We start from the raw sequence: 20,729 nt of genomic DNA on the forward strand, positions 1-20,729 counted from the left end.
TCGTGATTGCTGTGGGTCCTCGTGCGTCAGGGGGTGGCGGCGGCAGGGTGCAGCACCGCGAGCAGCCGGTCCGCCACGGGCGGGCGTGGACCGCCGTCCTCGCCGCGCAACGTGCGCAGTTCGTGGCTGAGCCGGTCGCGGTCGGCCGCGGTGACGACCAGCGCGGGCAGCAGCAGCTCCAGGGCGCGTGCCGCGTCGGCGCGGTACTGGGCCGCGTGCACCCAGGTGCGCAGCGCGCTCAGGGCCTGCCGGGTGTGGGCGCGGTCCCCGAGGGCGGTGCGCCACAGGGTGGCGAGGTCGCGGGCCGAGTCCGCCTGGTACATGCCGGCGTGGGCGTACCACTCCACGAGCGCGTTCTCCTCGGCGTTGTCGCAGGCCCGCACGAACGCGTTCAGCGCGAGAGCCCGCACCGCCGGGGTGTCGTGGTGGAGCAGCCCCACGAGTTCGGAGAGCATCTCGCCGCGGCGTTCGCCCACGGAGAGCAGCAGGGCCGTCGACTCGATCAGGTTGCTGCTCTCGGTGGGGCTGCTGTCGTCGGCGCGGGCTCGGGCGGCGAGCGCGCCGAGTGCCGGGGCCGCCAGGTCCGGGCGGAGCGGCGCGAGCAACCCGAAGGCGCGGATCGCGGTCCACCGGCGGGCCCAGTGCGCGTCCGTGCACCACTGGGTGAGCAGCCGCAGCACGACGGGCGCGTCCAGCAGTTGCGCGAGGGTGAGCGCGTTCGCCGCGGTCACCCGGGCCCCGAAGAAACGGGAGACGGCCCAGCCGTCGATGAGCAGTGCGATCGCCGAGGGCAGATCGGCGCACGCGAGCAGTGCGGCGGCCGCGGCGGCCCGGGTCCGAACGACGGGACGCGCGTCGCGGGCCAGTTCCTTTAGCCAGGCGACCAGCGCGGGCCGGGCCGAGGGGTGCCCGGTCCACACCTCGGCCAGCAGCGCGCGCGGGGTGTCCTCTCTCGGGAAGTACGCCGTGAACTGCGGCACCTCCCCCCACTCGGTCGTCTCGTTCCGCATCTCACCCTCGGCACCGACCCGCTCCAGCCGGGTCTCGGCGGCCAGGCCGAACACCGGGATCTCCGGCGGCTCTTCGGGGTGTTGGAGCCGCTGGAAGTGCGCGAAGAGGCGGTCCGCGAGTTCGGCGGCCAGGACGTAAGGGGCCCGGTCGAAGACGGCGAGCGCGATCAGGAACGCCTTGTCCCGCAGATCGGTACCGGCGTCGCTCAGCCGGTCCCGGCACTGCTTCGCCACCGCCGCCTGACCGAAGTCCGCCAGCCGGGCGGCCGCCTCGGCGCTGCCGTCGTACGAGGCGAGTGCCCTGGCGTACTCGGCGGCCTCGGCAGGGTGGTGCCGCCCTTTGGAGTGACGGGAGAGGAAGTCCCGCACGGGGCTGAGGGACAGCAGGTCCTCGACGTCCGCCCCGCGCAGGCGGGCCACGTGGGCCCGGAGCACGGCCGCCGCATCAGGGGGTTCCCACCGTGCCGGGGTGGGGCCCAGCAGGAAAGGCGAGTTCTCGACGGTGACCACCAGATAGCCGTCGGCCTGCTTGAGCTGGTCGCGGGCCGCGTACAGATGGGTGTCCCGCAGCGGCCGGTTGCGGGTCAGGGGCAGATCGCGCAGGACGTGTCCGCCGGGGTGCGTGAGCCGGCCGGCCAGGGTCGCCGGGGTCGTCTCCGCGGACAGGGCGTGCACTGCGGGCACGCCCAGCCGGTGCAGCAGCATGCAGGCGGCCGCGTAGCGCCCGCTCCCGTGGGCGCCCGACAGCACCAGGACGCGTTCCCGGTGGAGCCTTTCCAGGGCGGCCGGGAAGGCGGGGCTCTCGACGAACACCGCGGCCAGCGCGTCGAGCCGTTCGCGGGGGATCTCCCCGGAGACGGCGGCGTCCGCCGCCGGCGCGTGGTGGTGGATCTCCGTCTTCCCGCCGAGGAAGACGTCTCCGGCCACGTGCCCGCCGGACACCCCGTGCTGGGCGCCGCCGACGAGGCCGCCGCCGAAGGACGCGGCCGAACCGAGGATGAACCCCGGGGCGTGCGCGAACAGCTCCCGCTGCGCGGCCCGCGCCTCCTGCGTCCTTTCCTCAGGCCCGTCATCGGCATCGGCTGCGGTCGGGTGCGGGTCCTGCTGCGGTACGGCGTCCGAGTCGGGCTCCTGGGACGGGGCCACCGTCATGCCGGCTCACCTCCCGACCGGGTGTCGGGGTGGTTGCCGGTCGCCGAGCCGCTCGATCCGCCGAGGTGGACGTCTCCGGCCACGTGCCCGCCGGACACGCCGTGCTGGTCCCCGCCGACGAGGCTGCCGCCGAAACTCGGGGCGCCCCCGGTGAAGTTGAAGACGACACCTCCTGCGGGAGGCGCGGACGCGGTTGGCTGCTGCCGGGCGTCGCCCTCCGGCGCCGCGGCGGATCGCCGCTCCGGTGCCGGGCGGTCCCCCGAGACACCCGGCACCGGAGCTCCCCCCGCCCCCGTGTCACCGTGGCTGTCGTGTCCGGCGGACCCGGTTCTGCCGGGCAGCGGCCCGTGCAGCCAGGCCCGCAGCGGTCCGTTCTTGCTGTCCACCGTCACCGGGTGGAAGTCCTCCGCCGGGATGCCGGGGTGACTGTGCCGCACGATGCCGGCGTGCACCGCCTCGGAGACGCACAGCACGAAGTCGTCGGCACGTTCCCGCAGGGCCGCGCGCAGCAGCTCGGCGTCGAGGAGGCGGCAGGCGTGGTTGAGGTCGGAGCCGACCCACCCGTCGTGTCCGTCCACAGCGACGTATCCGGAGGCGACCACGCCCCGCAGCCGGATCTGCGCGGAGCTGGACGCCATGCGGTTGACCGTCCGGAGCTGGGCGGGGACCTCGGTGAGCAGCGCCCTCAGCAGCGCGGTCACCGAGGCGTTGGCGTCGATCAGCTCCATGACCGAGTCGCCCCGGTCGGCCCGCAGCCGCACCGTCTCGTCGATGCCGGCACTCTCGAGGGCACGGTCGGTGATGTCGTAGAGCATCCGCCGCAGGTACGCCTGCTCGACGTCGTCCCGGTCGCTGTACTTCTCGATGTCGAGCAGGAGGATCGTCCGGCTCACGGGGTCCGTCATGGTCGCCTTTCGGTGGGAGCTGACGCCTGGGTGAGAAGAGTGGCGCTCTGGGCGGCTCCGGGAAGAGGGCGGATGACGCACTCGAACTGTGACCGTGTGCACAGTGGGGCCTTCGGCACCGATGTGGTGCCGTGCCGGCGACACCCCGCGTCGCGGGGGCGTATCAGCGAGCCACACGCTTCCCCGGAACCCGCCGACGCGGTTCAGAACTCCGTGCGTGCGATGCGCCGCAGCACGTCCATCCGGACGATCCGCAGAGTCCGCCGGCCCGTCAGCACCACGCCCTTCTCCCGCAGCTCCTTCAGCAGCCGCTGGACCATCTCCCGCGACGCTCCGACGGATCCGGCGAGCTCCTGCTTGCTCAGGGGGACCAGGAGCTCGACGCCGGCCTCCGTGTAGCGCGCGTTGGTGTGGGCGAGTTCGAGCAGGAGGGCCGCGAGCCGTTCCCGCACGCTCAGCGAGGCGAACTCCAGGCGTCGCTGGTCGGCCGCGCGCATCCGGTCGGAGGTGAGCCCGAGCAGCGCGTACGAGACGGCGGGGGACCGGGACAGGAACTCGGTGAAGCGGTTCCGGTCGACCGCCACCGCGCGTACCGGCTCCAGCGCGGTGACGGTCGCGGAGCGCGGCCGCCCCGTCAGCGCGGCGGACTCGCCGACGATGTCGCCGGGCCCACGCAGTGCGAGCAGCGCCTCGTACCCGTTCGCGGCGGCCGCGGTCACCTTCGTCCAGCCGTGCGTGACGAAGACGACGTACGAGGACGGCTCGTGCTGGTGGAGCAGGACATCCCGTGGCCGGAAGCCCAGCTCGCGGCCCAGACCGAGGAGCGTCTCACGGTCCTGCTTCTCCAGGCGCGCCAGGAAGGGCACCCGGTCGTCGAGTCCGGTCTCTCCCGGTAAGCCTGCCGTGGTCATGAACTCCCCCGTCCCGGCTGATCCGTACCGCGACCGCTCAACGTACTGAACATGTCCCGGCCATGAACACCGGATCGGTAAACCGGCGGCAGGCGCGGGCGGTGGCGCCGACGGGTGCGGCGCATCGGGAGGATGATGGAGGGACTCCGGAGTTCCGGGGAGGTGCCCGTGTCGCAGTCGCGGTGTCCGTCGTGGCAGACCTGGCAGCAGGGGCAGGGCGTGTACCGCAGCCGTGGGCAGGGCACGATGGGTGGGCAGGGCACGATGGTGTTCAAAACGGGCAGCGACCGCCGATTCGAAGATCACGGAGGGGTCGGAGTCTTGACATGCTCCGCACGGCGCTGCCGGTGGGGCCCATTTGTTTTGACCGCAGCGAATGCGGTAGGTACGCTCAGACCTTGTGCCTGGGGTGTGCCCTGGCTCTCGTGCGTGCCTTCACACCGCACCGGGAGCCGTGACCGGCCACCGTAATCTGCGCCCTTTTCGCCTAGCGGCGGGAATCTGCGGGATTCGACACACCCGACCGCGTGGGTCGGCGACGTTCCAGGTTAGCTGTACCCATCGGCACACAGAAACCGGAGAAGTAGTGCCTACGATCCAGCAGCTGGTCCGCAAGGGCCGGCAGGACAAGGTCGAGAAGAACAAGACGCCCGCACTCGAGGGTTCTCCTCAGCGTCGCGGCGTCTGCACGCGTGTGTTCACGACCACCCCGAAGAAGCCGAACTCGGCCCTGCGTAAGGTCGCGCGTGTGCGTCTGACCAGCGGGATCGAGGTCACGGCCTACATTCCGGGTGAGGGACACAACCTGCAGGAGCACTCCATCGTGCTCGTGCGCGGCGGCCGTGTGAAGGACCTGCCGGGTGTTCGCTACAAGATCATCCGTGGCTCCCTCGACACCCAGGGTGTCAAGAACCGCAAGCAGGCCCGCAGCCGTTACGGCGCCAAGAAGGAGAAGTAAGAATGCCTCGTAAGGGCCCCGCCCCGAAGCGTCCGGTCATCATCGACCCGGTCTACGGCTCTCCTCTGGTGACCTCCCTGATCAACAAGGTGCTGCTGAACGGCAAGCGCTCCACCGCCGAGCGCATCGTCTACGGCGCCATGGAGGGCCTGCGCGACAAGACCGGCAACGACCCGGTCATCACGCTCAAGCGCGCTCTGGAGAACATCAAGCCGACCCTCGAGGTCAAGTCCCGCCGTGTCGGTGGCGCCACCTACCAGGTCCCGGTCGAGGTCAAGCCCGGCCGAGCCAACACCCTGGCGCTGCGCTGGCTGGTCGGTTACTCCCGCGCCCGTCGCGAGAAGACCATGACCGAGCGTCTGCTCAACGAGCTTCTCGACGCTTCGAACGGCCTCGGTGCGGCCGTCAAGAAGCGCGAGGACACGCACAAGATGGCCGAGTCCAACAAGGCCTTCGCGCACTACCGCTGGTAGTCGCTACCCCATCGAGAACCGAGAGAAGACTGAAGCCTTATGGCTACCACTTCGCTTGACCTGGCCAGGGTGCGCAACATCGGCATCATGGCCCACATCGACGCGGGCAAGACGACCACCACCGAGCGGATCCTGTTCTACACCGGCGTTTCGTACAAGATCGGTGAGGTCCACGACGGCGCTGCCACCATGGACTGGATGGAGCAGGAGCAGGAGCGTGGCATCACGATCACCTCTGCTGCCACCACCTGTCACTGGCCGCTGGAGAACGTCGACCACACCATCAACATCATCGACACCCCGGGCCACGTCGACTTCACGGTCGAGGTGGAGCGCTCCCTGCGCGTGCTCGACGGTGCCGTGACGGTGTTCGACGGCGTTGCCGGCGTTGAGCCGCAGTCCGAGACGGTGTGGCGTCAGGCGGACCGCTACGGCGTTCCCCGCATCTGCTTCGTCAACAAGCTCGACCGCACCGGTGCCGAGTTCCACCGCTGCGTCGACATGATCTCCGACCGCCTGGGTGCGCAGCCGCTGGTCATGCAGCTGCCGATCGGTGCCGAGGCCGACTTCAAGGGCGTTGTGGACCTGGTCCGCATGAAGGCCCTGGTCTGGTCCGCGGAGGCGACCAAGGGCGAGATGTACGACGTCGTCGACATCCCGGCCACGCACACCGAGGCCGCCGAGGAGTGGCGCGGCAAGCTGCTCGAGGCCGTCGCGGAGAACGACGAGGAGCTGATGGAGCTGTACCTCGAGGGCGAGGAGCCCACCGAGGAGCAGCTGTACGCGGCGATCCGTCGTATCACCATCGCGTCCGGCAAGGGCACCGGCACCACCGTCACCCCGGTGTTCTGCGGCACCGCGTTCAAGAACAAGGGCGTCCAGCCCCTGCTCGACGCGGTCGTGCGCTACCTGCCGTCCCCGGTCGACATCGAGGCCATCGAGGGCCACGCGGTCAACAACCCGGAGGAGGTCGTCAAGCGCAAGCCGTCCGACGAGGAGCCGCTGTCCGCGCTGGCGTTCAAGATCATGAGCGACCCGCACCTCGGCAAGCTCACCTTCGTCCGCGTGTACTCCGGCCGCCTGGAGTCCGGCACCGCCGTGCTGAACTCCGTCAAGGGCAAGAAGGAGCGCATCGGCAAGATCTACCGCATGCACGCCAACAAGCGTGAGGAGATCGAGTCGGTGGGCGCCGGTGACATCGTCGCCGTCATGGGCCTGAAGCAGACCACCACCGGTGAGACGCTGTCCGACGACAAGAACCCGGTCATCCTGGAGTCCATGGACTTCCCGGCGCCGGTCATCCAGGTCGCCATCGAGCCCAAGTCGAAGGGCGACCAGGAGAAGCTCGGCGTCGCGATCCAGCGCCTGGCCGAGGAGGACCCGTCCTTCCAGGTCCACTCGGACGAGGAGACCGGCCAGACCATCATCGGTGGTATGGGCGAGCTGCACCTCGAGGTGCTGGTCGACCGTATGCGCCGTGAATTCAAGGTCGAGGCCAACGTCGGCAAGCCGCAGGTGGCGTACCGCGAGACGATCCGCAAGGCCGTCGAGCGCGTCGACTACACCCACAAGAAGCAGACCGGTGGTACCGGTCAGTTCGCGAAGGTGCAGATCGGCATCGAGCCGCTCGAGGGTGGCGACACCTCGTACGAGTTCGTGAACAAGGTGACCGGTGGCCGTATCCCGAAGGAGTACATCCCTTCGGTGGACGCCGGTGCGCAGGAGGCCATGCAGTTCGGCATCCTCGCCGGTTACGAGATGACCGGCGTGCGCGTCATCCTCCACGACGGTGCCTACCACGAGGTCGACTCCTCAGAGCTCGCCTTCAAGATCGCCGGTTCGCAGGCCTTCAAGGAGGCCGCGCGCAAGGCCAGCCCCGTGCTGCTCGAGCCGATGATGGCCGTCGAGGTCACCACGCCCGAGGACTACATGGGCGAGGTCATCGGTGACATCAACTCCCGCCGTGGCCAGATCCAGGCCATGGAGGAGCGTGCCGGCGCCCGTGTCGTGAAGGGCCTGGTTCCGCTGTCGGAGATGTTCGGCTACGTCGGCGACCTCCGCAGCAAGACGTCGGGTCGCGCGAGCTACTCGATGCAGTTCGACTCCTACGCCGAGGTTCCGCGGAACGTCGCCGAGGAGATCATCGCGAAGGCCAAGGGCGAGTAACGCACCCCGTTCACACGCTTTAGGCTTGACACCGACCGCCGGAGTTTCAAACCCCCGTTTCACCCGGGTGGGAGCGACCCCGGCGGCCGGCACCCCAGCAAAGATCACCTGGCGCCGATGAGTAAGGCGTACAGAACCACTCCACAGGAGGACCCCAGTGGCGAAGGCGAAGTTCGAGCGGACTAAGCCGCACGTCAACATCGGCACCATCGGTCACATCGACCACGGTAAGACGACCCTCACGGCCGCCATTACCAAGGTGCTGCACGACGCGTACCCGGACCTGAACGAGGCCACCCCGTTCGACAACATCGACAAGGCGCCCGAGGAGCGCCAGCGCGGTATCACCATCTCCATCGCGCACGTCGAGTACCAGACCGAGTCGCGTCACTACGCCCACGTCGACTGCCCGGGTCACGCGGACTACATCAAGAACATGATCACCGGTGCGGCGCAGATGGACGGCGCCATCCTGGTGGTCGCCGCCACCGACGGCCCGATGCCGCAGACCAAGGAGCACGTGCTCCTGGCCCGCCAGGTCGGCGTGCCGTACATCGTTGTCGCCCTGAACAAGGCCGACATGGTGGACGACGAGGAGATCCTGGAGCTCGTCGAGCTCGAGGTTCGTGAGCTCCTCACCGAGTACGAGTTCCCGGGCGACGACGTTCCGGTCGTCCAGGTCTCCGCTCTGAAGGCGCTCGAGGGCGACCCGAAGTGGACCCAGTCGGTCCTCGACCTCATGAACGCCGTCGACACCTCCATCCCGGAGCCCGAGCGTGACGTCGACAAGCCGTTCCTGATGCCGATCGAGGACGTCTTCACGATCACCGGTCGCGGTACGGTCGTCACCGGCCGTATCGAGCGCGGTGTCCTGAAGGTCAACGAGACCGTGGACATCATCGGCATCAAGCCGGAGAAGACCTCCACCACGGTCACCGGCATCGAGATGTTCCGCAAGCTGCTCGACGAGGGCCAGGCCGGTGAGAACGTCGGTCTGCTGCTCCGCGGCATCAAGCGCGAGGACGTCGAGCGCGGCCAGGTCATCATCAAGCCGGGCTCGGTCACCCCGCACACCGAGTTCGAGGCGCAGGCCTACATCCTGTCCAAGGACGAGGGTGGCCGCCACACGCCGTTCTTCAACAACTACCGCCCGCAGTTCTACTTCCGTACGACGGACGTGACCGGCGTGGTGACCCTCCCCGAGGGCACCGAGATGGTCATGCCGGGTGACAACACCGAGATGAAGGTGGAGCTCATCCAGCCCGTCGCCATGGAGGAGGGCCTCAAGTTCGCCATCCGTGAGGGTGGTCGGACCGTGGGCGCCGGCCAGGTCACCAAGATCGTCAAGTAAGTTCCGCTTGCTCGATGGTCTGACCCGCTGGGTCAGTTGACCTGAAGAGGCCCGCACGACTTCGGTCGTGCGGGCCTCTTCGCGTTGTCACGAGCGAGTGCTGGACGGGTGCCCTGGCCGAGCTGATCCCCGAGGCTGTTCGGGGGAACGGCAGGTGTCGTACGGAGGGGCGGGACGGGCGCGGTCCTACCTTCCTGCGGCATGGAGAACCCAACGGCTGCCCCGGGGACCGGACCCAGCAGGCGCAGCACCCTGGCCGGGCTCGCCGGTGCGGCCGGAGCCCTGCTGGCGGCCGGATGCACGGCCACGGACACCTGGCCGGGGCGCGGGCCGGTGGCCGCAGCGTCGGCCTCCGCGACGGTCGACGTCCCGGCCCCCGGCGCGATGACGCTCTTCGACAACCCGGAGTTCAACTTCAGCGGGCTCCTGGCGCTCGGCGCGGCCGGTCAGCGCAGCAGCGAAGTGGGCGAGGTGCTCACCGCCGTGAACGCGATCAACAGGGCCGGCCTCTCCGCACAGACGTACGTCCAGACCTTCAGAAACCTGGGCGACCGGCTGCTGAAGGCGCCCGAGGGCAGCAGACCCGACCGGGAGACCCGGCTCTTCCGCGCCCTGCGGGCCTCGCAGTACTACGCCCAGGCGCTCTTCTTCGTCCTCGGTTCCGAGGATCCCGGCGGCGAGGAGGCGCTGTACCGGGCCGGGCGCGGCGCCTGGGACACCTTCTGCGGACTGTGCGACCCGGCACCGGTGACGGCGAACGTCCCGTACGGGAGGACCCCGCTGCCCGTGTGGCTCTTCCGCCCGGACGCATCGGGACGGCCCCGCCCCACCGTGATCCTCACCAACGGCAGCGACGGACAGAACGTCGACATGTGGACGTACGGCGTGTCCGCCGCCCTGGACCGGGGCTGGAACGCGCTGGTGTACGAAGGACCGGGCCAGGGCCGGCTGATCTTCATCGATCGGGTCGTGTTCACCCCACGCTGGGAGAACGTAATCCGGACGCTCGTCGACTGGCTGGTCGCCCGCTCCGACGTGGACGCCCGCAGGATCGCCCTCACGGGGCTGAGCATGGGCGGCTGCCTGGCTCCCCGCGCGGCGGCCTTCGAGCAGCGGATCGCGGCCCTGGTGGCGATGCCCGGCTGCCTGGAGCCGTGGCTCGGCTTTCCTCCGGAGCTGCGGAAGATCCTCACCCCGAACAAGACGGAGACCAACGCCGTCTGGAACAAGGAGGTCGTACCGGAGCTGTCCCCGGCCGACGCGGCGACGTTGAAGAAACGCTTCGAGCCGTTCTCGGCCCCGGCGATGCTCGCGGCCCGCAGGGGCAGGATGTTCACGGACTTCCACACCCCGGCGAGCCTCATCCGGTCGCTGACGATCACAGACGTCGTGGGCCGCATCAAGGCCCCCACCCTGGTCCTCGACTACCAGGACGAGCAGTTCTACCCCGGCCAGGCGGCACAGATGTACGACAAGCTGAGGGCGCCCAAGGACTACGTCAAGCTCACTGCGGCGACGGGCGCCCAACTCCACTGCTCACCGATGGCTCCGCGGCAGCACTGCGAGGTGGTGTTCGACTGGCTGGGGGAGAGGTTGGCGGGGAGTTGACCTGGAGCCACGGCCGCCCTGGCCGCTCACCAGTCGGCGTACGAAGGGCCGGGGACGGACGAAGCGCCGGTCCGGTCGGCTGCTGCCGTGCGGCAGTCGCGGCAGCGTGCTCCGGGCTCGGGTGCGTGGAAGGCGCGGTCGCAGCCGTCGCAGTTGCGCAGGGGGTGCCGGACGGGTGGGGGCTCGGTCGGTGCGCGGAACGGGGGCGGGGGTGGCAGCCGGGCGGTGAGGCGGTGGGCCAGGAGGGCGGCCGGGCGGCGCAGGGCCTCGGGTGGGAGGTCGGTGGTCAGGGCATGGCGTACGGCGGTGGGGGACACGTCGCGTTGCAGCCAGGCGGCGACGCCGGGGGCGAGGTGGGCCGTGTCGCAGGCGCTGAGCAGCAGGCGGGGGTCCTGCTGGTGCAGGGTGGCGAGGAGGTCGGTGGCCGTCTGGAGGAGGGTGGGGGAGGGGTACGCCGGGTGGGGGACGGTCGGCAGGGGGTGCTTCTTGCGGGGTTCGCGGGGCTTTCTGTGGGAGGTGTGCTCCTGGGGGGCCGAGTCCGCGGGTGCGACACACTTCCCGGGAGTGTTGCAGTTCGGTGGGTCCACCACCCCTGTGGAGGCGACCGGAACGGGCGACTGGGCAGGCTTGCGGTGGCGCGGTGCCTTCGGCTGGTTGCAACTGATCGTGCGGGTGATGATCCGGCCGGTGGAGGTGCGTTCGCGTACGCGGCGCAGGTAGCCCTGGGCCTCCAGCTCGCGCAGCCCCGCGGCGATGCGGTTGCGTCCCTCCGGGAAGCGTTCGGCGAGCGTCCTGATGTCCACGGGGGCGTTGCTCGGCAGGGACTGGATGTGCACGGCCAGCGCGATCGCGACCAGCGACAGCTCCGGGTGCTGGGCGAGGTGGTTGCCGATCACCGTGAAGCGGGCGGTGTGGCGGGTGTTCTCGTGGATGACGCCGTAGGTGCTGCGGCGGGCACGCGTGCGTGGATTCGCCCGGGAGTGGGGTTCGCTCGCGGCAACGGCTGACTGGGCGTGCGGGGGCACGCTAGGGTTCTGGGTACCCATCGGGAAGCTCTTTCTTCCTCGGTGGTCAGGCCCTCGATCGGGATCGCTACTCCCGGCCGGGGGCCGATGCATGTGTGCGGTTGTTTGCGCTGAGAGTAGGGGAGTCGGGGGCCGCGAAATCCAGCCGAGCCGGGGATGTTCACCCGCCCGAGTGAGCCCGGACCCGGGGCGGACGGGTGGGGCTTGGTGGGGTCATTTCTCCCCCGGGTTCCTTGAGTGGAGATCGTCTTCGCGTCCGAAGCCCGTGGGAGCGGGTTCCGGCTCCGAGCAGCGCAGTTCCGCCCATACGGTCTTGCGCGGGAAGCGGTCCTCCCGCACGCCCCAGCGGTCCGCGAGTGCGTCCACGAGGACCAGGCCCCGGCCGGACTCGGAGCTGGAGGCCGGCTGTCGGAGCTGGGGGAGCCGTTCACAGCGGGTGTCGGTCACTTCGATGCGAAGCGTGTCGCCGACCACGTAGAGCGTGAGGCGGAAGTCCCGTCCCGGGACGCGGCCGTGGGTGACCGCGTTGGACGCCAGCTCGGCGACGACATGGCCCGGCGCCTCCAACGGCACACCCCAGGTGCGCAGTTGCTCGGTCGCCAAGAGCCGGGCGAGGCGGGCGCCGCGCGGGGTCGAGGAAAGCAGCACGCTGAAGTTGCGGATGGCGCAGTCGAGTTGGGCGGCGGGTTCGGCGGTTTCCTGATTCACATCACTCAGAGTGGCCGCGCCTGCCTACTGTGAACAGTGACGACGCCGTTGCGTACGGTGACTGTCCGGAGGTTGTCCGGTGGTGTCCGGACTGTCGGGAGAGGGTGGGGCGCGGGATGCTCGTGGACGGTGACGCCGGTCGGCTCAAGGGGGAGGCCGACGAGCCCGGGTGGGAGGTGGACCCGGACGACGAGTGGGGCCTGGCGGTGATCGCCACCGTGGGGAGGCAGCTGAAGCTTCGGCGCGAGGCGGTGGGGATGCGGGCCGGGGAGTTCGGGAAGGCCGTCGGGTACGGCGAGGACCTGGTCTACAAGATCGAGGGCGGGAAGCGCATTCCTCCTCGAACCGACGGTCCGTGAGGCGCCACGCCCCTCTCCCGGGGGTCCCGTGTTTGACTCGCGTCACGCCCGGGGTAATCTCTCCGGCCCCGATTGGCCAGCCCCCCGCCCCCTATGGCAAACTGTCGGAGTTGCTCGGTCGAGCGTTGATGCTGCGCGCCTCCCGCCGGGAGGACCGGAAGCGAGTCCCACAGTACTCGTCGCCCTAACTGCCTCACGGCAGCGCTGGGGCGGACGTACGGGAATCTTCCGGGAAGCGTGGGCGCGGCGCCGACCAGGCACCCGGTGGGCCTTTCGGTCCCCGTCGGCGCGGTTCGCAGGGCCGTGCGCAATCCCGCAGGGATGTTCGAACAAGGGACATCTGTGTCAGCGGGGGTGCGACACGCCCGACCGCGTGGGTCGGAAGGCAGGGTATGGAATGCCGGGTTCCAGAGCGTAAGAGAGACAGGACCACTGAGTAGCCATGGCGGGACAGAAGATCCGCATCCGGCTCAAGGCCTACGACCACGAGGTCATCGACTCCTCGGCGAAGAAGATCGTCGAGACGGTGACCCGCACTGGTGCGTCGGTCGCGGGCCCGGTGCCGCTGCCCACTGAGAAGAACGTGTACTGCGTCATCAAGTCGCCGCACAAGTACAAGGACTCGCGCGAGCACTTCGAGATGCGCACGCACAAGCGCCTGATCGACATCCTCGACCCGACCCCCAAGACCGTTGACTCTCTGATGCGACTCGACCTCCCGGCCGGTGTCGACATCGAGATCAAGCTCTGAGGCCGGTGATCTGAAGAGATGGCTAAGCAGATCAAGGGCATCCTGGGCGAGAAGCTCGGTATGACGCAGGTGTGGGACGAGAACAACCGTGTTGTTCCGGTCACCGTCGTCAAGGCCGGCCCCAACGTCGTCACCCAGGTCCGTACGAACGACGTCGACGGCTACGAGTCGGTCCAGATCGCCTTCGGCGAGATCGACCCGCGCAAGGTGAACAAGCCCCTCAAGGGCCACTTCGCCAAGGCCGACGTCACCCCCCGTCGTCACCTGGTCGAGATCCGCACCGCGGACGCCTCCGAGTACACGCTCGGCCAGGAGATCACCGCTGAGGTGTTCGAAGCCGGTGTGAAGGTCGACGTCACCGGCCAGAGCAAGGGCAAGGGCTTCGCCGGTGTCATGAAGCGTCACAACTTCAAGGGCCTCGGCGCCGGTCACGGCGTTCAGCGCAAGCACCGCTCGCCCGGTTCCATCGGTGGCTGCGCCACCCCGGGCCGTGTGTTCAAGGGCGTCCGCATGGCGGGCCGCATGGGCAACGAGCGCGTCACCACCCAGAACCTGACCGTCCACGCCGTTGACGCGGAGAAGGGTCTGCTGCTCATCAAGGGCGCGGTTCCCGGTCCGAACGGCGGCCTCGTCCTGGTCCGCACCGCGGCCAAGGGGGCCTGAGGTAACCGATGAGCACTGTTGACATCCTTTCGCCTGCCGGCGAGAAGACCGGTAGCGTCGAACTCCCCGCGGAGATCTTCGGCGTGGAGAAGGTCAGCATCCCGCTGATCCACCAGGTCGTCGTCGCGCAGAACGCGGCTGCCCGCCAGGGCACGCACAAGACCAAGACCCGCGCCGAAGTCCGTGGTGGTGGCAGGAAGCCGTACCGCCAGAAGGGCACCGGCCGCGCCCGTCAGGGCTCGACCCGCGCGCCGCAGTTCGCCGGCGGTGGCGTCGTGCACGGTCCCGTGCCGCGTGACTACTCGCAGCGGACCCCGAAGAAGATGAAGGCCGCGGCCCTGCGCCACGCCCTCACCGACCGGGCCCGCCACAACCGCATCCACGTCGTCACGGGCGTGATCGAGGGCGAGACCCCCTCCACGAAGGCCGCCAAGACGCTGTTCGGCAAGATCTCGGAGCGCAAGAACCTGCTCCTGGTCGTCGAGCGCGCCGACGAGGCCGCGTGGCTGTCCGCTCGCAACCTGCCCCAGGTCCACATCCTGGAGCCGGGCCAGCTGAACACGTACGACGTGATCGTCTCCGACGACGTGGTCTTCACCCAGGCCGCTTTCGAGTCCTTCGTGTCCGGCCCGAAGGCCACCGACACCGAAGGGAGCGAGGTCTGATGGCTATCCGTCACCCCGCCATTGCCTCGAAGGCCGCCAAGGCCGCCAAGGCCGCGCGCGTCGCCAAGGCGCGTCGTCACGCCGCCGAGGGCAAGAACACCGTCGAGACCCCGCTGAGCAAGTCGTACACGGACCCCCGTGACGTCCTGATCAAGCCGGTCGTCTCCGAGAAGAGCTACGCGCTCCTCGACGAGAACAAGTACACGTTCATCGTGGACCCGAGCGCCAACAAGACCCAGATCAAGCAGGCCGTCCAGGCGGTCTTCTCGGTCAAGGTCACCGGGGTCAACACGATCAACCGCCAGGGCAAGCGCAAGCGGACCCGCACCGGCTTCGGCCAGCGTGCGGCCACCAAGCGCGCGATCGTGACCCTCGCCGAGGGCGACCGTATCGACATCTTCGGCGGTCCGACCGCGTAAGCGGTCAGGATCGTCCGATATCGGACGAGGACTGAGAAATGGGAATCCGCAAGTACAAGCCGACTACGCCGGGCCGTCGTGGCGCCAGCGTCGCCGACTTCGTCGAGGTCACGCGGTCCACGCCGGAGAAGTCGCTGGTCCGTCCCCTGCACAGCAAGGGCGGCCGTAACAATTCCGGTCGTGTGACCGTCCGCCACCAGGGCGGTGGCCACAAGCGCGCCTACCGCGTGATCGACTTCCGTCGTCACGACAAGGACGGCGTGCCGGCGAAGGTCGCGCACATCGAGTACGACCCCAACCGCACCGCGCGCATCGCGCTGCTGCACTACGCCGACGGCGAGAAGCGCTACATCCTCGCCCCGCGCAACCTGCGGCAGGGCGACACCGTGGAGAACGGTCCCGGGGCCGACATCAAGCCGGGCAACAACCTGGCCCTCCGCAACATCCCGGTCGGTACCACGATCCACGCGATCGAGCTCCGTCCCGGTGGCGGCGCCAAGTTCGCCCGCTCCGCCGGTGCCTCCGTGCAGCTGCTCGCGAAGGAGGGCGCCTACGCCCACCTGCGCATGCCGTCCGGTGAGATCCGCCTGGTCGACGTCCGCTGCCGCGCCACCGTCGGCGAGGTCGGCAACGCCGAGCAGAGCAACATCAACTGGGGCAAGGCCGGCCGCAAGCGGTGGCTGGGCGTTCGCCCGACCGTGCGTGGTGTGGTCATGAACCCGGTCGACCACCCGCACGGTGGTGGTGAGGGCCGTACCTCCGGTGGCCGTCACCCCGTGTCCCCGTGGGGCCAGAAGGAAGGTCGTACGCGTTCTCCCAAGAAGGCGAGCAACAAGTACATCGTCCGCCGCCGCAAGACGAACAAGAAGCGCTAAGGACGGGTTGAGATGCCTCGTAGCTTGAAGAAGGGGCCCTTCGTCGACGACCACCTGATCAAGAAGGTGGACTCGCAGAACGAAGCCGGCACCAAGAACGTCATCAAGACCTGGTCCCGTCGCTCGATGATCGTCCCGGCCATGCTGGGCCACACGATCGCGGTGCACAACGGCAAGACCCACATCCCGGTGTTCGTCACCGAGTCGATGGTCGGCCACAAGCTCGGCGAGTTCTCGCCGACCCGCACCTTCCGGGGCCACGTCAAGGAAGACCGGAAGTCGAAGCGCCGCTAAGCGGATCGCATTCAGACACGTAAGTAACTGAAGGGACAACCATGGAAGCCAGGGCCCAGGCGCGGTACATCCGCGTCACGCCCATGAAGGCCCGCCGCGTGGTGGACCTCATCCGTGGCATGAACGCCACGGAGGCCCAGGCCGTCCTGCGATTCGCTCCGCAGGCAGCCTCCGTGCCGGTCGGCAAGGTGCTGGACAGCGCCATCGCCAACGCCGCGCACAACTACGACCACACCGATGTCGACAGCCTCTACATCTCCGAGGCCTACGTCGACGAGGGCCCGACCCTGAAGCGGTTCCGTCCGCGCGCCCAGGGCCGTGCCTACCGGATCCGCAAGCGGACCAGCCACATCACCGTGGTCGTCAGCAGCAAGGAAGGAACCCGGTAATGGGCCAGAAGGTAAACCCGCATGGGTTCCGGCTCGGCGTCACGACCGACTTCAAGTCGCGTTGGTACGCCGACAAGCTCTACAAGGACTACGTCAAGGAAGACGTCGCCATCCGTCGGATGATGACGTCCGGCATGGAGCGCGCCGGCATCTCCAAGGTGGAGATCGAGCGCACCCGTGACCGCGTCCGCGTGGACATCCACACCGCGCGTCCGGGCATCGTCATCGGCCGCCGTGGCGCCGAGGCCGACCGCATTCGCGGCGACCTCGAGAAGCTCACGGGCAAGCAGGTCCAGCTGAACATCCTCGAGGTCAAGAACCCCGAGACCGACGCTCAGCTCGTGGCCCAGGCCGTTGCCGAGCAGCTGTCCTCCCGTGTCTCCTTCCGCCGCGCCATGCGCAAGAGCATGCAGTCGGCGATGAAGGCGGGCGCCAAGGGCATCAAGATCCAGTGCGGTGGCCGCCTCGGCGGCGCCGAGATGTCCCGCTCGGAGTTCTACCGCGAGGGCCGTGTGCCCCTGCACACGCTCCGTGCGAACGTGGACTACGGCTTCTTCGAGGCCAAGACGACCTTCGGCCGCATCGGTGTGAAGGTCTGGATCTACAAGGGCGACGTCAAGAACATCGCCGAGGTCCGCGCCGAGAACGCTGCCGCCCGTGCGGGTAACCGCCCGGCTCGCGGTGGCGGTGCCGACCGCCCGGCCCGTGGTGGCCGTGGTGGCGAGCGGCGCGGTCGCAAGCCGCAGCAGGCTGCCGGCGCCGAGGCCCCCAAGGCCGAGGCCCCCGCCGCTCCGGCTGAGAGCACCGGAACGGAGGCCTGACCGACATGCTGATCCCCCGTAGGGTCAAGCACCGCAAGCAGCACCACCCGGGACGCAGCGGCGCTGCCAAGGGTGGCACGACGGTTGCGTTCGGCGAGTACGGCATCCAGGCACTCACCCCGGCGTACGTGACGAACCGTCAGATCGAGGCCGCTCGTATCGCCATGACGCGTCACATCAAGCGTGGTGGCAAGGTCTGGATCAACATCTACCCGGACCGTCCGCTCACCAAGAAGCCCGCCGAGACCCGCATGGGTTCCGGTAAGGGTTCTCCGGAGTGGTGGATCGCCAACGTCAAGCCCGGACGCGTGATGTTCGAGCTGTCGTACCCCAACGAGAAGATTGCGCGTGAGGCCCTCACTCGTGCGGCCCACAAGCTGCCGATGAAGTGCCGGATCGTCAAGCGCGAGGCAGGTGAAGCGTGATGTCGGCCGGTACCAAGGCGTCCGAGCTGCGCGAGCTGGGCAACGAGGAGCTTCTGGGCAAGCTCCGCGAGGCCAAGGAAGAGCTGTTCAACCTCCGCTTCCAGGCGGCGACGGGCCAGCTCGAGAACCACGGCCGTCTGAAGGCGGTCCGCAAGGACATCGCGCGGATCTACACCCTGATGCGCGAGCGTGAGCTGGGCATCGAAACGGTGGAGAACGCCTGATGAGCGAGAACAACGTGACTGAGAACACTGAGGCGCGCGGCTTCCGCAAGACCCGTGAGGGTCTCGTCGTCAGCGACAAGATGGACAAGACCGTCGTCGTCGCCGTCGAGGACCGCGTCAAGCACGCGCTGTACGGCAAGGTCATCCGCCGTACGAACAAGCTCAAGGCGCACGACGAGCAGAACGCCGCGGGTGTCGGCGACCGCGTCCTCCTGATGGAGACCCGGCCGCTGTCCGCGTCGAAGCGCTGGCGCGTCGTCGAGATCCTCGAGAAGGCGAAGTAATAAGCGGGGGCTCCGCCCCCGCTGACCCCCGCCGGGGGCCCCGCGCCCCCGGCCCCCGCTGGGGCTGCGCCCCAGACCCCGGGCCGTGGCCGCGATGCGGCCCCCGGCGAGGGTTTCGCTTGCAAGAGGCTTAAGTAATTCCTGCGGGAGCTACCCGCAGGACAGTTCCGCCAGGCTCTCCGGCTCAACCGCCGGAGGGAACCGGCAGACGATCAGGAGATAGACGTGATCCAGCAGGAGTCGCGACTGCGTGTCGCCGACAACACTGGTGCGAAGGAGATCCTTTGCATCCGTGTGCTCGGTGGTTCCGGTCGCCGCTACGCGGGCATCGGCGACGTCATCGTCGCCACCGTCAAGGACGCGATCCCCGGTGGCAACGTGAAGAAGGGTGACGTCGTCAAGGCGGTCATCGTTCGCACCGTCAAGGAGCGCCGCCGTCCGGACGGCTCGTACATCCGCTTCGACGAGAACGCCGCCGTCATTCTGAAGAACGACGGCGACCCTCGCGGCACCCGCATCTTCGGCCCGGTCGGGCGTGAGCTGCGCGAGAAGAAGTTCATGAAGATCATCTCGCTGGCTCCGGAGGTGCTGTAAGCATGAAGATCAAGAAGGGCGACCTGGTCCAGGTCATCACCGGCAAGGACAAGGGCAAGCAGGGCAAGGTCATTGCCGCTTTCCCGCGCGAGGACCGCGTCCTGGTCGAGGGTGTCAACCGGGTCAAGAAGCACACCAAGGCTGGTCCGACCGCTCGCGGCTCGCAGGCCGGCGGCATCATCACGACCGAGGCCCCCATCCACGTGTCCAACGTTCAGTTGGTCGTGGAGAAGGACGGCAACAAGGTCGTGACCCGCGTCGGCTACCGCTTCGACGAGAACGGCAACAAGATCCGCGTTGCCAAGCGGACGGGTGAGGACATCTGATGACGACCACCACCGTGACTCCGCGTCTGAAGCAGAAGTACCGCGACGAGATCATCCAGAAGCTGCGTGACCAGTTCAAGTACGAGAACGTCATGCAGGTTCCGGGCCTCGTCAAGATCGTGGTCAACATGGGTGTGGGCGACGCCGCCCGCGACTCCAAGCTGATCGAGGGCGCCATCCGCGACCTCACCACGATCACCGGTCAGAAGCCGGCCGTCACCAAGGCCCGCAAGTCCATCGCGCAGTTCAAGCTGCGTGAGGGCCAGCCGATCGGTGCCCACGTCACGCTCCGTGGCGACCGCATGTGGGAGTTCCTGGACCGCACCCTGTCGCTCGCGCTGCCGCGCATCCGCGACTTCCGCGGCCTGTCCCCCAAGCAGTTCGACGGCCGTGGCAACTACACCTTCGGTCTCACGGAGCAGGTCATGTTCCACGAGATCGACCAGGACAAGATCGACCGCGTCCGGGGTATGGACATCACCGTGGTCACCACGGCGACCAACGACGAAGAGGGCCGTGCCCTTCTCCGTCACCTCGGCTTCCCGTTCAAGGAGGCGTGAGCGAGATGGCGAAGAAGGCTCTCATCGCGAAGGCTGCTCGCAAGCCCAAGTTCGGTGTGCGCGCGTACACCCGCTGCCAGCGCTGCGGCCGTCCGCACTCCGTGTACCGCAAGTTCGGCCTGTGCCGCGTGTGCCTTCGTGAGATGGCTCACCGTGGCGAGCTGCCGGGCGTGACCAAGAGCTCCTGGTAATCCCCCACTTGGGGATTCCCCAGGGCTCTCGGTAAGCAACTGGGGCGGCAGGACGCCCAGCCCGCATGCCTTAGGCTTGTGGGGTTGGGCGTCTGTCGCCGCCCTTACGACTTACTACGCCGTAGGTCCACCGCGCCGCACCCGTCCCGTCTCGGATCGGGGAGAGGGATGGCGCACCAGGAAACCCCGGCGAGAGAGGCCGAAGGCCAATTCATGACCATGACTGATCCGATCGCAGACATGCTCACGCGTCTGCGGAACGCGAACGCGGCGTACCACGACACCGTGACGATGCCGCACTCAAAGATCAAGTCGCACATCGCGGAGATCCTCCAGCAGGAGGGCTTCATCACGGGCTGGCGCGTCGAGGACGCCGAGGTCGGCAAGAACCTCGTCCTGGAGCTGAAGTTCGGCCCCAACCGTGAGCGCTCCATCGCGGGCATCAAGCGGATCTCCAAGCCCGGTCTCCGGGTGTACGCGAAGTCCACCAACCTGCCGAAGGTGCTCGGCGGCCTCGGCGTGGCGATCATCTCCACGTCTCACGGGCTCCTCACCGACAAGCAGGCCGGCAAGAAGGGCGTGGGTGGGGAAGTCCTCGCCTACGTCTGGTAGCAGAAGGGAA

26 protein-coding genes and 1 pseudogene are annotated in these 20,729 nt (G+C 68.6%); 22 read left to right on the forward strand and 5 right to left on the reverse strand.

All coding sequences use genetic code 11. From position 1 onward, the window contains the following. Positions 1-26: 26 nt before the first annotated feature. The 3 genes from ACZ7L1_RS22770 to ACZ7L1_RS22780 form a co-directional block, all read right to left on the reverse strand. Positions 27-2,162, reverse strand: a complete 2,136-nt coding sequence (locus ACZ7L1_RS22770; RefSeq protein WP_471439655.1) for a hypothetical protein — start codon at positions 2,160-2,162, stop codon at positions 27-29. After that, positions 2,159-3,067, reverse strand: a complete 909-nt coding sequence (locus ACZ7L1_RS22775; RefSeq protein WP_471439657.1) for a hypothetical protein — start codon at positions 3,065-3,067, stop codon at positions 2,159-2,161. Before ACZ7L1_RS22775 ends, ACZ7L1_RS22770 begins: the two co-directional genes overlap by 4 nt. A 203-nt stretch (positions 3,068-3,270) precedes the next feature. Continuing rightward, positions 3,271-3,978, reverse strand: a complete 708-nt coding sequence (locus ACZ7L1_RS22780) for a Crp/Fnr family transcriptional regulator (RefSeq protein WP_471439659.1) — start codon at positions 3,976-3,978, stop codon at positions 3,271-3,273. 586 nt (positions 3,979-4,564) lie between these two features. Between ACZ7L1_RS22780 and rpsL the strand changes: the two genes are divergently transcribed. From rpsL to ACZ7L1_RS22805, 5 genes are all read left to right on the forward strand, one after another. Continuing rightward, complete coding sequence (gene rpsL, locus ACZ7L1_RS22785; RefSeq protein WP_003948652.1) at positions 4,565-4,936, forward strand: 30S ribosomal protein S12; 372 nt, start codon at positions 4,565-4,567, stop codon at positions 4,934-4,936. Positions 4,937-4,938: 2 nt separating this feature from the next. Next, positions 4,939-5,409, forward strand: a complete 471-nt coding sequence (gene rpsG / locus ACZ7L1_RS22790) for a 30S ribosomal protein S7 (protein ID WP_009330725.1) — start codon at positions 4,939-4,941, stop codon at positions 5,407-5,409. 39 nt (positions 5,410-5,448) lie between these two features. Next, a complete protein-coding gene (gene fusA, locus ACZ7L1_RS22795; protein WP_471439661.1) occupies positions 5,449-7,575 on the forward strand; it encodes an elongation factor G in 2,127 nt (708 codons plus the stop codon). A 157-nt stretch (positions 7,576-7,732) separates the two neighbouring features. Next, entirely contained in the window at positions 7,733-8,926 is a 1,194-nt protein-coding gene (gene tuf / locus ACZ7L1_RS22800) for an elongation factor Tu (RefSeq protein ID WP_103841183.1), read from the forward strand. Between the two features lie 201 nt (positions 8,927-9,127). After that, positions 9,128-10,534 (forward strand): alpha/beta hydrolase family protein, encoded by a 1,407-nt coding sequence (locus ACZ7L1_RS22805; protein ID WP_471439663.1) that lies wholly within the window; start codon positions 9,128-9,130, stop codon positions 10,532-10,534. A gap of 26 nt (positions 10,535-10,560) precedes the next feature. On the opposite strand, the gene ACZ7L1_RS22810 is transcribed toward ACZ7L1_RS22805, so the two are convergent. Further along, entirely contained in the window at positions 10,561-11,580 is a 1,020-nt protein-coding gene (locus ACZ7L1_RS22810) for a helix-turn-helix domain-containing protein (RefSeq protein WP_471439665.1), read from the reverse strand. A gap of 192 nt (positions 11,581-11,772) precedes the next feature. Next, positions 11,773-12,267 (reverse strand): ATP-binding protein, encoded by a 495-nt coding sequence (locus ACZ7L1_RS22815; RefSeq protein WP_471439667.1) that lies wholly within the window; start codon positions 12,265-12,267, stop codon positions 11,773-11,775. Between the two features lie 116 nt (positions 12,268-12,383). On the opposite strand from ACZ7L1_RS22815, the pseudogene ACZ7L1_RS22820 reads away from it, so the two are divergent. From ACZ7L1_RS22820 to rpsH, 17 genes and pseudogenes are all read left to right on the forward strand, one after another. Continuing rightward, positions 12,384-12,605 (forward strand): annotated as a pseudogene (locus ACZ7L1_RS22820) (helix-turn-helix domain-containing protein); the annotation flags it as partial. A gap of 463 nt (positions 12,606-13,068) precedes the next feature. Next, a complete protein-coding gene (gene rpsJ / locus ACZ7L1_RS22825) occupies positions 13,069-13,377 on the forward strand; it encodes a 30S ribosomal protein S10 (protein WP_003948644.1) in 309 nt (102 codons plus the stop codon). 18 nt (positions 13,378-13,395) lie between these two features. Next, positions 13,396-14,040: a 50S ribosomal protein L3 gene (gene rplC, locus ACZ7L1_RS22830; RefSeq protein ID WP_263231438.1), complete on the forward strand. Its 645-nt coding sequence runs from the start codon at positions 13,396-13,398 to the stop codon at positions 14,038-14,040. Positions 14,041-14,048: 8 nt separating this feature from the next. After that, positions 14,049-14,705: a 50S ribosomal protein L4 gene (gene rplD, locus ACZ7L1_RS22835; RefSeq protein ID WP_263231439.1), complete on the forward strand. Its 657-nt coding sequence runs from the start codon at positions 14,049-14,051 to the stop codon at positions 14,703-14,705. Continuing rightward, positions 14,705-15,124, forward strand: a complete 420-nt coding sequence (rplW, locus tag ACZ7L1_RS22840) for a 50S ribosomal protein L23 (protein ID WP_103837551.1) — start codon at positions 14,705-14,707, stop codon at positions 15,122-15,124. The genes rplD and rplW overlap by 1 nt, the downstream gene beginning before the upstream one ends. A gap of 38 nt (positions 15,125-15,162) precedes the next feature. Beyond that, the gene (gene rplB / locus ACZ7L1_RS22845; protein ID WP_471439670.1) at positions 15,163-15,999 is read left to right on the forward strand and encodes a 50S ribosomal protein L2; all 837 of its coding nucleotides are present in this window, start codon (positions 15,163-15,165) and stop codon (positions 15,997-15,999) included. Positions 16,000-16,011: 12 nt separating this feature from the next. Continuing rightward, the gene (rpsS, locus tag ACZ7L1_RS22850) at positions 16,012-16,293 is read left to right on the forward strand and encodes a 30S ribosomal protein S19 (RefSeq protein WP_041665437.1); all 282 of its coding nucleotides are present in this window, start codon (positions 16,012-16,014) and stop codon (positions 16,291-16,293) included. Between the two features lie 41 nt (positions 16,294-16,334). Then, positions 16,335-16,682 carry a 50S ribosomal protein L22 gene (rplV, locus tag ACZ7L1_RS22855; RefSeq protein ID WP_184818458.1) on the forward strand — a complete coding sequence of 116 codons (348 nt, stop codon included), beginning with the start codon at positions 16,335-16,337 and terminating at the stop codon, positions 16,680-16,682. Beyond that, positions 16,682-17,503, forward strand: a complete 822-nt coding sequence (gene rpsC / locus ACZ7L1_RS22860) for a 30S ribosomal protein S3 (protein ID WP_235456331.1) — start codon at positions 16,682-16,684, stop codon at positions 17,501-17,503. The genes rplV and rpsC overlap by 1 nt, the downstream gene beginning before the upstream one ends. 5 nt (positions 17,504-17,508) lie before the next feature. Beyond that, positions 17,509-17,928 (forward strand): 50S ribosomal protein L16, encoded by a 420-nt coding sequence (rplP, locus tag ACZ7L1_RS22865; RefSeq protein WP_007494765.1) that lies wholly within the window; start codon positions 17,509-17,511, stop codon positions 17,926-17,928. Then, on the forward strand, positions 17,928-18,152 hold the full coding sequence (rpmC, locus tag ACZ7L1_RS22870) for a 50S ribosomal protein L29 (RefSeq protein WP_018564811.1): 225 nt from the start codon (positions 17,928-17,930) through the stop codon (positions 18,150-18,152). Before rplP ends, rpmC begins: the two co-directional genes overlap by 1 nt. Continuing rightward, on the forward strand, positions 18,152-18,436 hold the full coding sequence (gene rpsQ, locus ACZ7L1_RS22875; RefSeq protein ID WP_263231444.1) for a 30S ribosomal protein S17: 285 nt from the start codon (positions 18,152-18,154) through the stop codon (positions 18,434-18,436). Before rpmC ends, rpsQ begins: the two co-directional genes overlap by 1 nt. Before the next feature lie 225 nt (positions 18,437-18,661). Further along, positions 18,662-19,030, forward strand: a complete 369-nt coding sequence (rplN, locus tag ACZ7L1_RS22880; protein WP_003998823.1) for a 50S ribosomal protein L14 — start codon at positions 18,662-18,664, stop codon at positions 19,028-19,030. Positions 19,031-19,032: 2 nt separating this feature from the next. Then, the gene (gene rplX / locus ACZ7L1_RS22885; RefSeq protein WP_471439673.1) at positions 19,033-19,356 is read left to right on the forward strand and encodes a 50S ribosomal protein L24; all 324 of its coding nucleotides are present in this window, start codon (positions 19,033-19,035) and stop codon (positions 19,354-19,356) included. Further along, positions 19,356-19,916, forward strand: a complete 561-nt coding sequence (rplE, locus tag ACZ7L1_RS22890; RefSeq protein WP_471439675.1) for a 50S ribosomal protein L5 — start codon at positions 19,356-19,358, stop codon at positions 19,914-19,916. Before rplX ends, rplE begins: the two co-directional genes overlap by 1 nt. 5 nt (positions 19,917-19,921) lie before the next feature. After that, a complete protein-coding gene (locus ACZ7L1_RS22895) occupies positions 19,922-20,107 on the forward strand; it encodes a type Z 30S ribosomal protein S14 (protein ID WP_003956452.1) in 186 nt (61 codons plus the stop codon). A 213-nt stretch (positions 20,108-20,320) separates the two neighbouring features. Continuing rightward, positions 20,321-20,719, forward strand: a complete 399-nt coding sequence (rpsH, locus tag ACZ7L1_RS22900) for a 30S ribosomal protein S8 (RefSeq protein WP_103837545.1) — start codon at positions 20,321-20,323, stop codon at positions 20,717-20,719. Positions 20,720-20,729 lie beyond the last annotated feature (10 nt).

Source organism: Streptomyces sp. NPDC107546 (assembly GCF_055639175.1).

Bases quoted from the DNA above. Each gene is read 5' to 3' on its own strand.
- ACZ7L1_RS22810 (WP_471439665.1), bottom strand. From the start codon at position 11,580: ATGGGTACCCAGAACCCTAGCGTGCCCCCGCACGCCCAGTCAGCCGTT.
- rpsG (WP_009330725.1), top strand. From the start codon at position 4,939: ATGCCTCGTAAGGGCCCCGCCCCGAAGCGTCCGGTCATCATCGACCCG.
- rplP (WP_007494765.1), top strand. From the start codon at position 17,509: ATGCTGATCCCCCGTAGGGTCAAGCACCGCAAGCAGCACCACCCGGGA.
- ACZ7L1_RS22775 (WP_471439657.1), bottom strand. From the start codon at position 3,067: ATGACGGACCCCGTGAGCCGGACGATCCTCCTGCTCGACATCGAGAAG.
- rpsH (WP_103837545.1), top strand. From the start codon at position 20,321: ATGACCATGACTGATCCGATCGCAGACATGCTCACGCGTCTGCGGAAC.
- rplW (WP_103837551.1), top strand. From the start codon at position 14,705: ATGGCTATCCGTCACCCCGCCATTGCCTCGAAGGCCGCCAAGGCCGCC.
- ACZ7L1_RS22770 (WP_471439655.1), bottom strand. From the start codon at position 2,162: ATGACGGTGGCCCCGTCCCAGGAGCCCGACTCGGACGCCGTACCGCAG.
- rpsS (WP_041665437.1), top strand. From the start codon at position 16,012: ATGCCTCGTAGCTTGAAGAAGGGGCCCTTCGTCGACGACCACCTGATC.
- rplC (WP_263231438.1), top strand. From the start codon at position 13,396: ATGGCTAAGCAGATCAAGGGCATCCTGGGCGAGAAGCTCGGTATGACG.
- rpsJ (WP_003948644.1), top strand. From the start codon at position 13,069: ATGGCGGGACAGAAGATCCGCATCCGGCTCAAGGCCTACGACCACGAG.
- rpsQ (WP_263231444.1), top strand. From the start codon at position 18,152: ATGAGCGAGAACAACGTGACTGAGAACACTGAGGCGCGCGGCTTCCGC.
- rpsC (WP_235456331.1), top strand. From the start codon at position 16,682: ATGGGCCAGAAGGTAAACCCGCATGGGTTCCGGCTCGGCGTCACGACC.
- rplE (WP_471439675.1), top strand. From the start codon at position 19,356: ATGACGACCACCACCGTGACTCCGCGTCTGAAGCAGAAGTACCGCGAC.
- rplV (WP_184818458.1), top strand. From the start codon at position 16,335: ATGGAAGCCAGGGCCCAGGCGCGGTACATCCGCGTCACGCCCATGAAG.
- ACZ7L1_RS22895 (WP_003956452.1), top strand. From the start codon at position 19,922: ATGGCGAAGAAGGCTCTCATCGCGAAGGCTGCTCGCAAGCCCAAGTTC.
- ACZ7L1_RS22805 (WP_471439663.1), top strand. From the start codon at position 9,128: ATGGAGAACCCAACGGCTGCCCCGGGGACCGGACCCAGCAGGCGCAGC.
- fusA (WP_471439661.1), top strand. From the start codon at position 5,449: ATGGCTACCACTTCGCTTGACCTGGCCAGGGTGCGCAACATCGGCATC.
- rplB (WP_471439670.1), top strand. From the start codon at position 15,163: ATGGGAATCCGCAAGTACAAGCCGACTACGCCGGGCCGTCGTGGCGCC.
- rpmC (WP_018564811.1), top strand. From the start codon at position 17,928: ATGTCGGCCGGTACCAAGGCGTCCGAGCTGCGCGAGCTGGGCAACGAG.
- rplX (WP_471439673.1), top strand. From the start codon at position 19,033: ATGAAGATCAAGAAGGGCGACCTGGTCCAGGTCATCACCGGCAAGGAC.
- ACZ7L1_RS22780 (WP_471439659.1), bottom strand. From the start codon at position 3,978: ATGACCACGGCAGGCTTACCGGGAGAGACCGGACTCGACGACCGGGTG.
- rplD (WP_263231439.1), top strand. From the start codon at position 14,049: ATGAGCACTGTTGACATCCTTTCGCCTGCCGGCGAGAAGACCGGTAGC.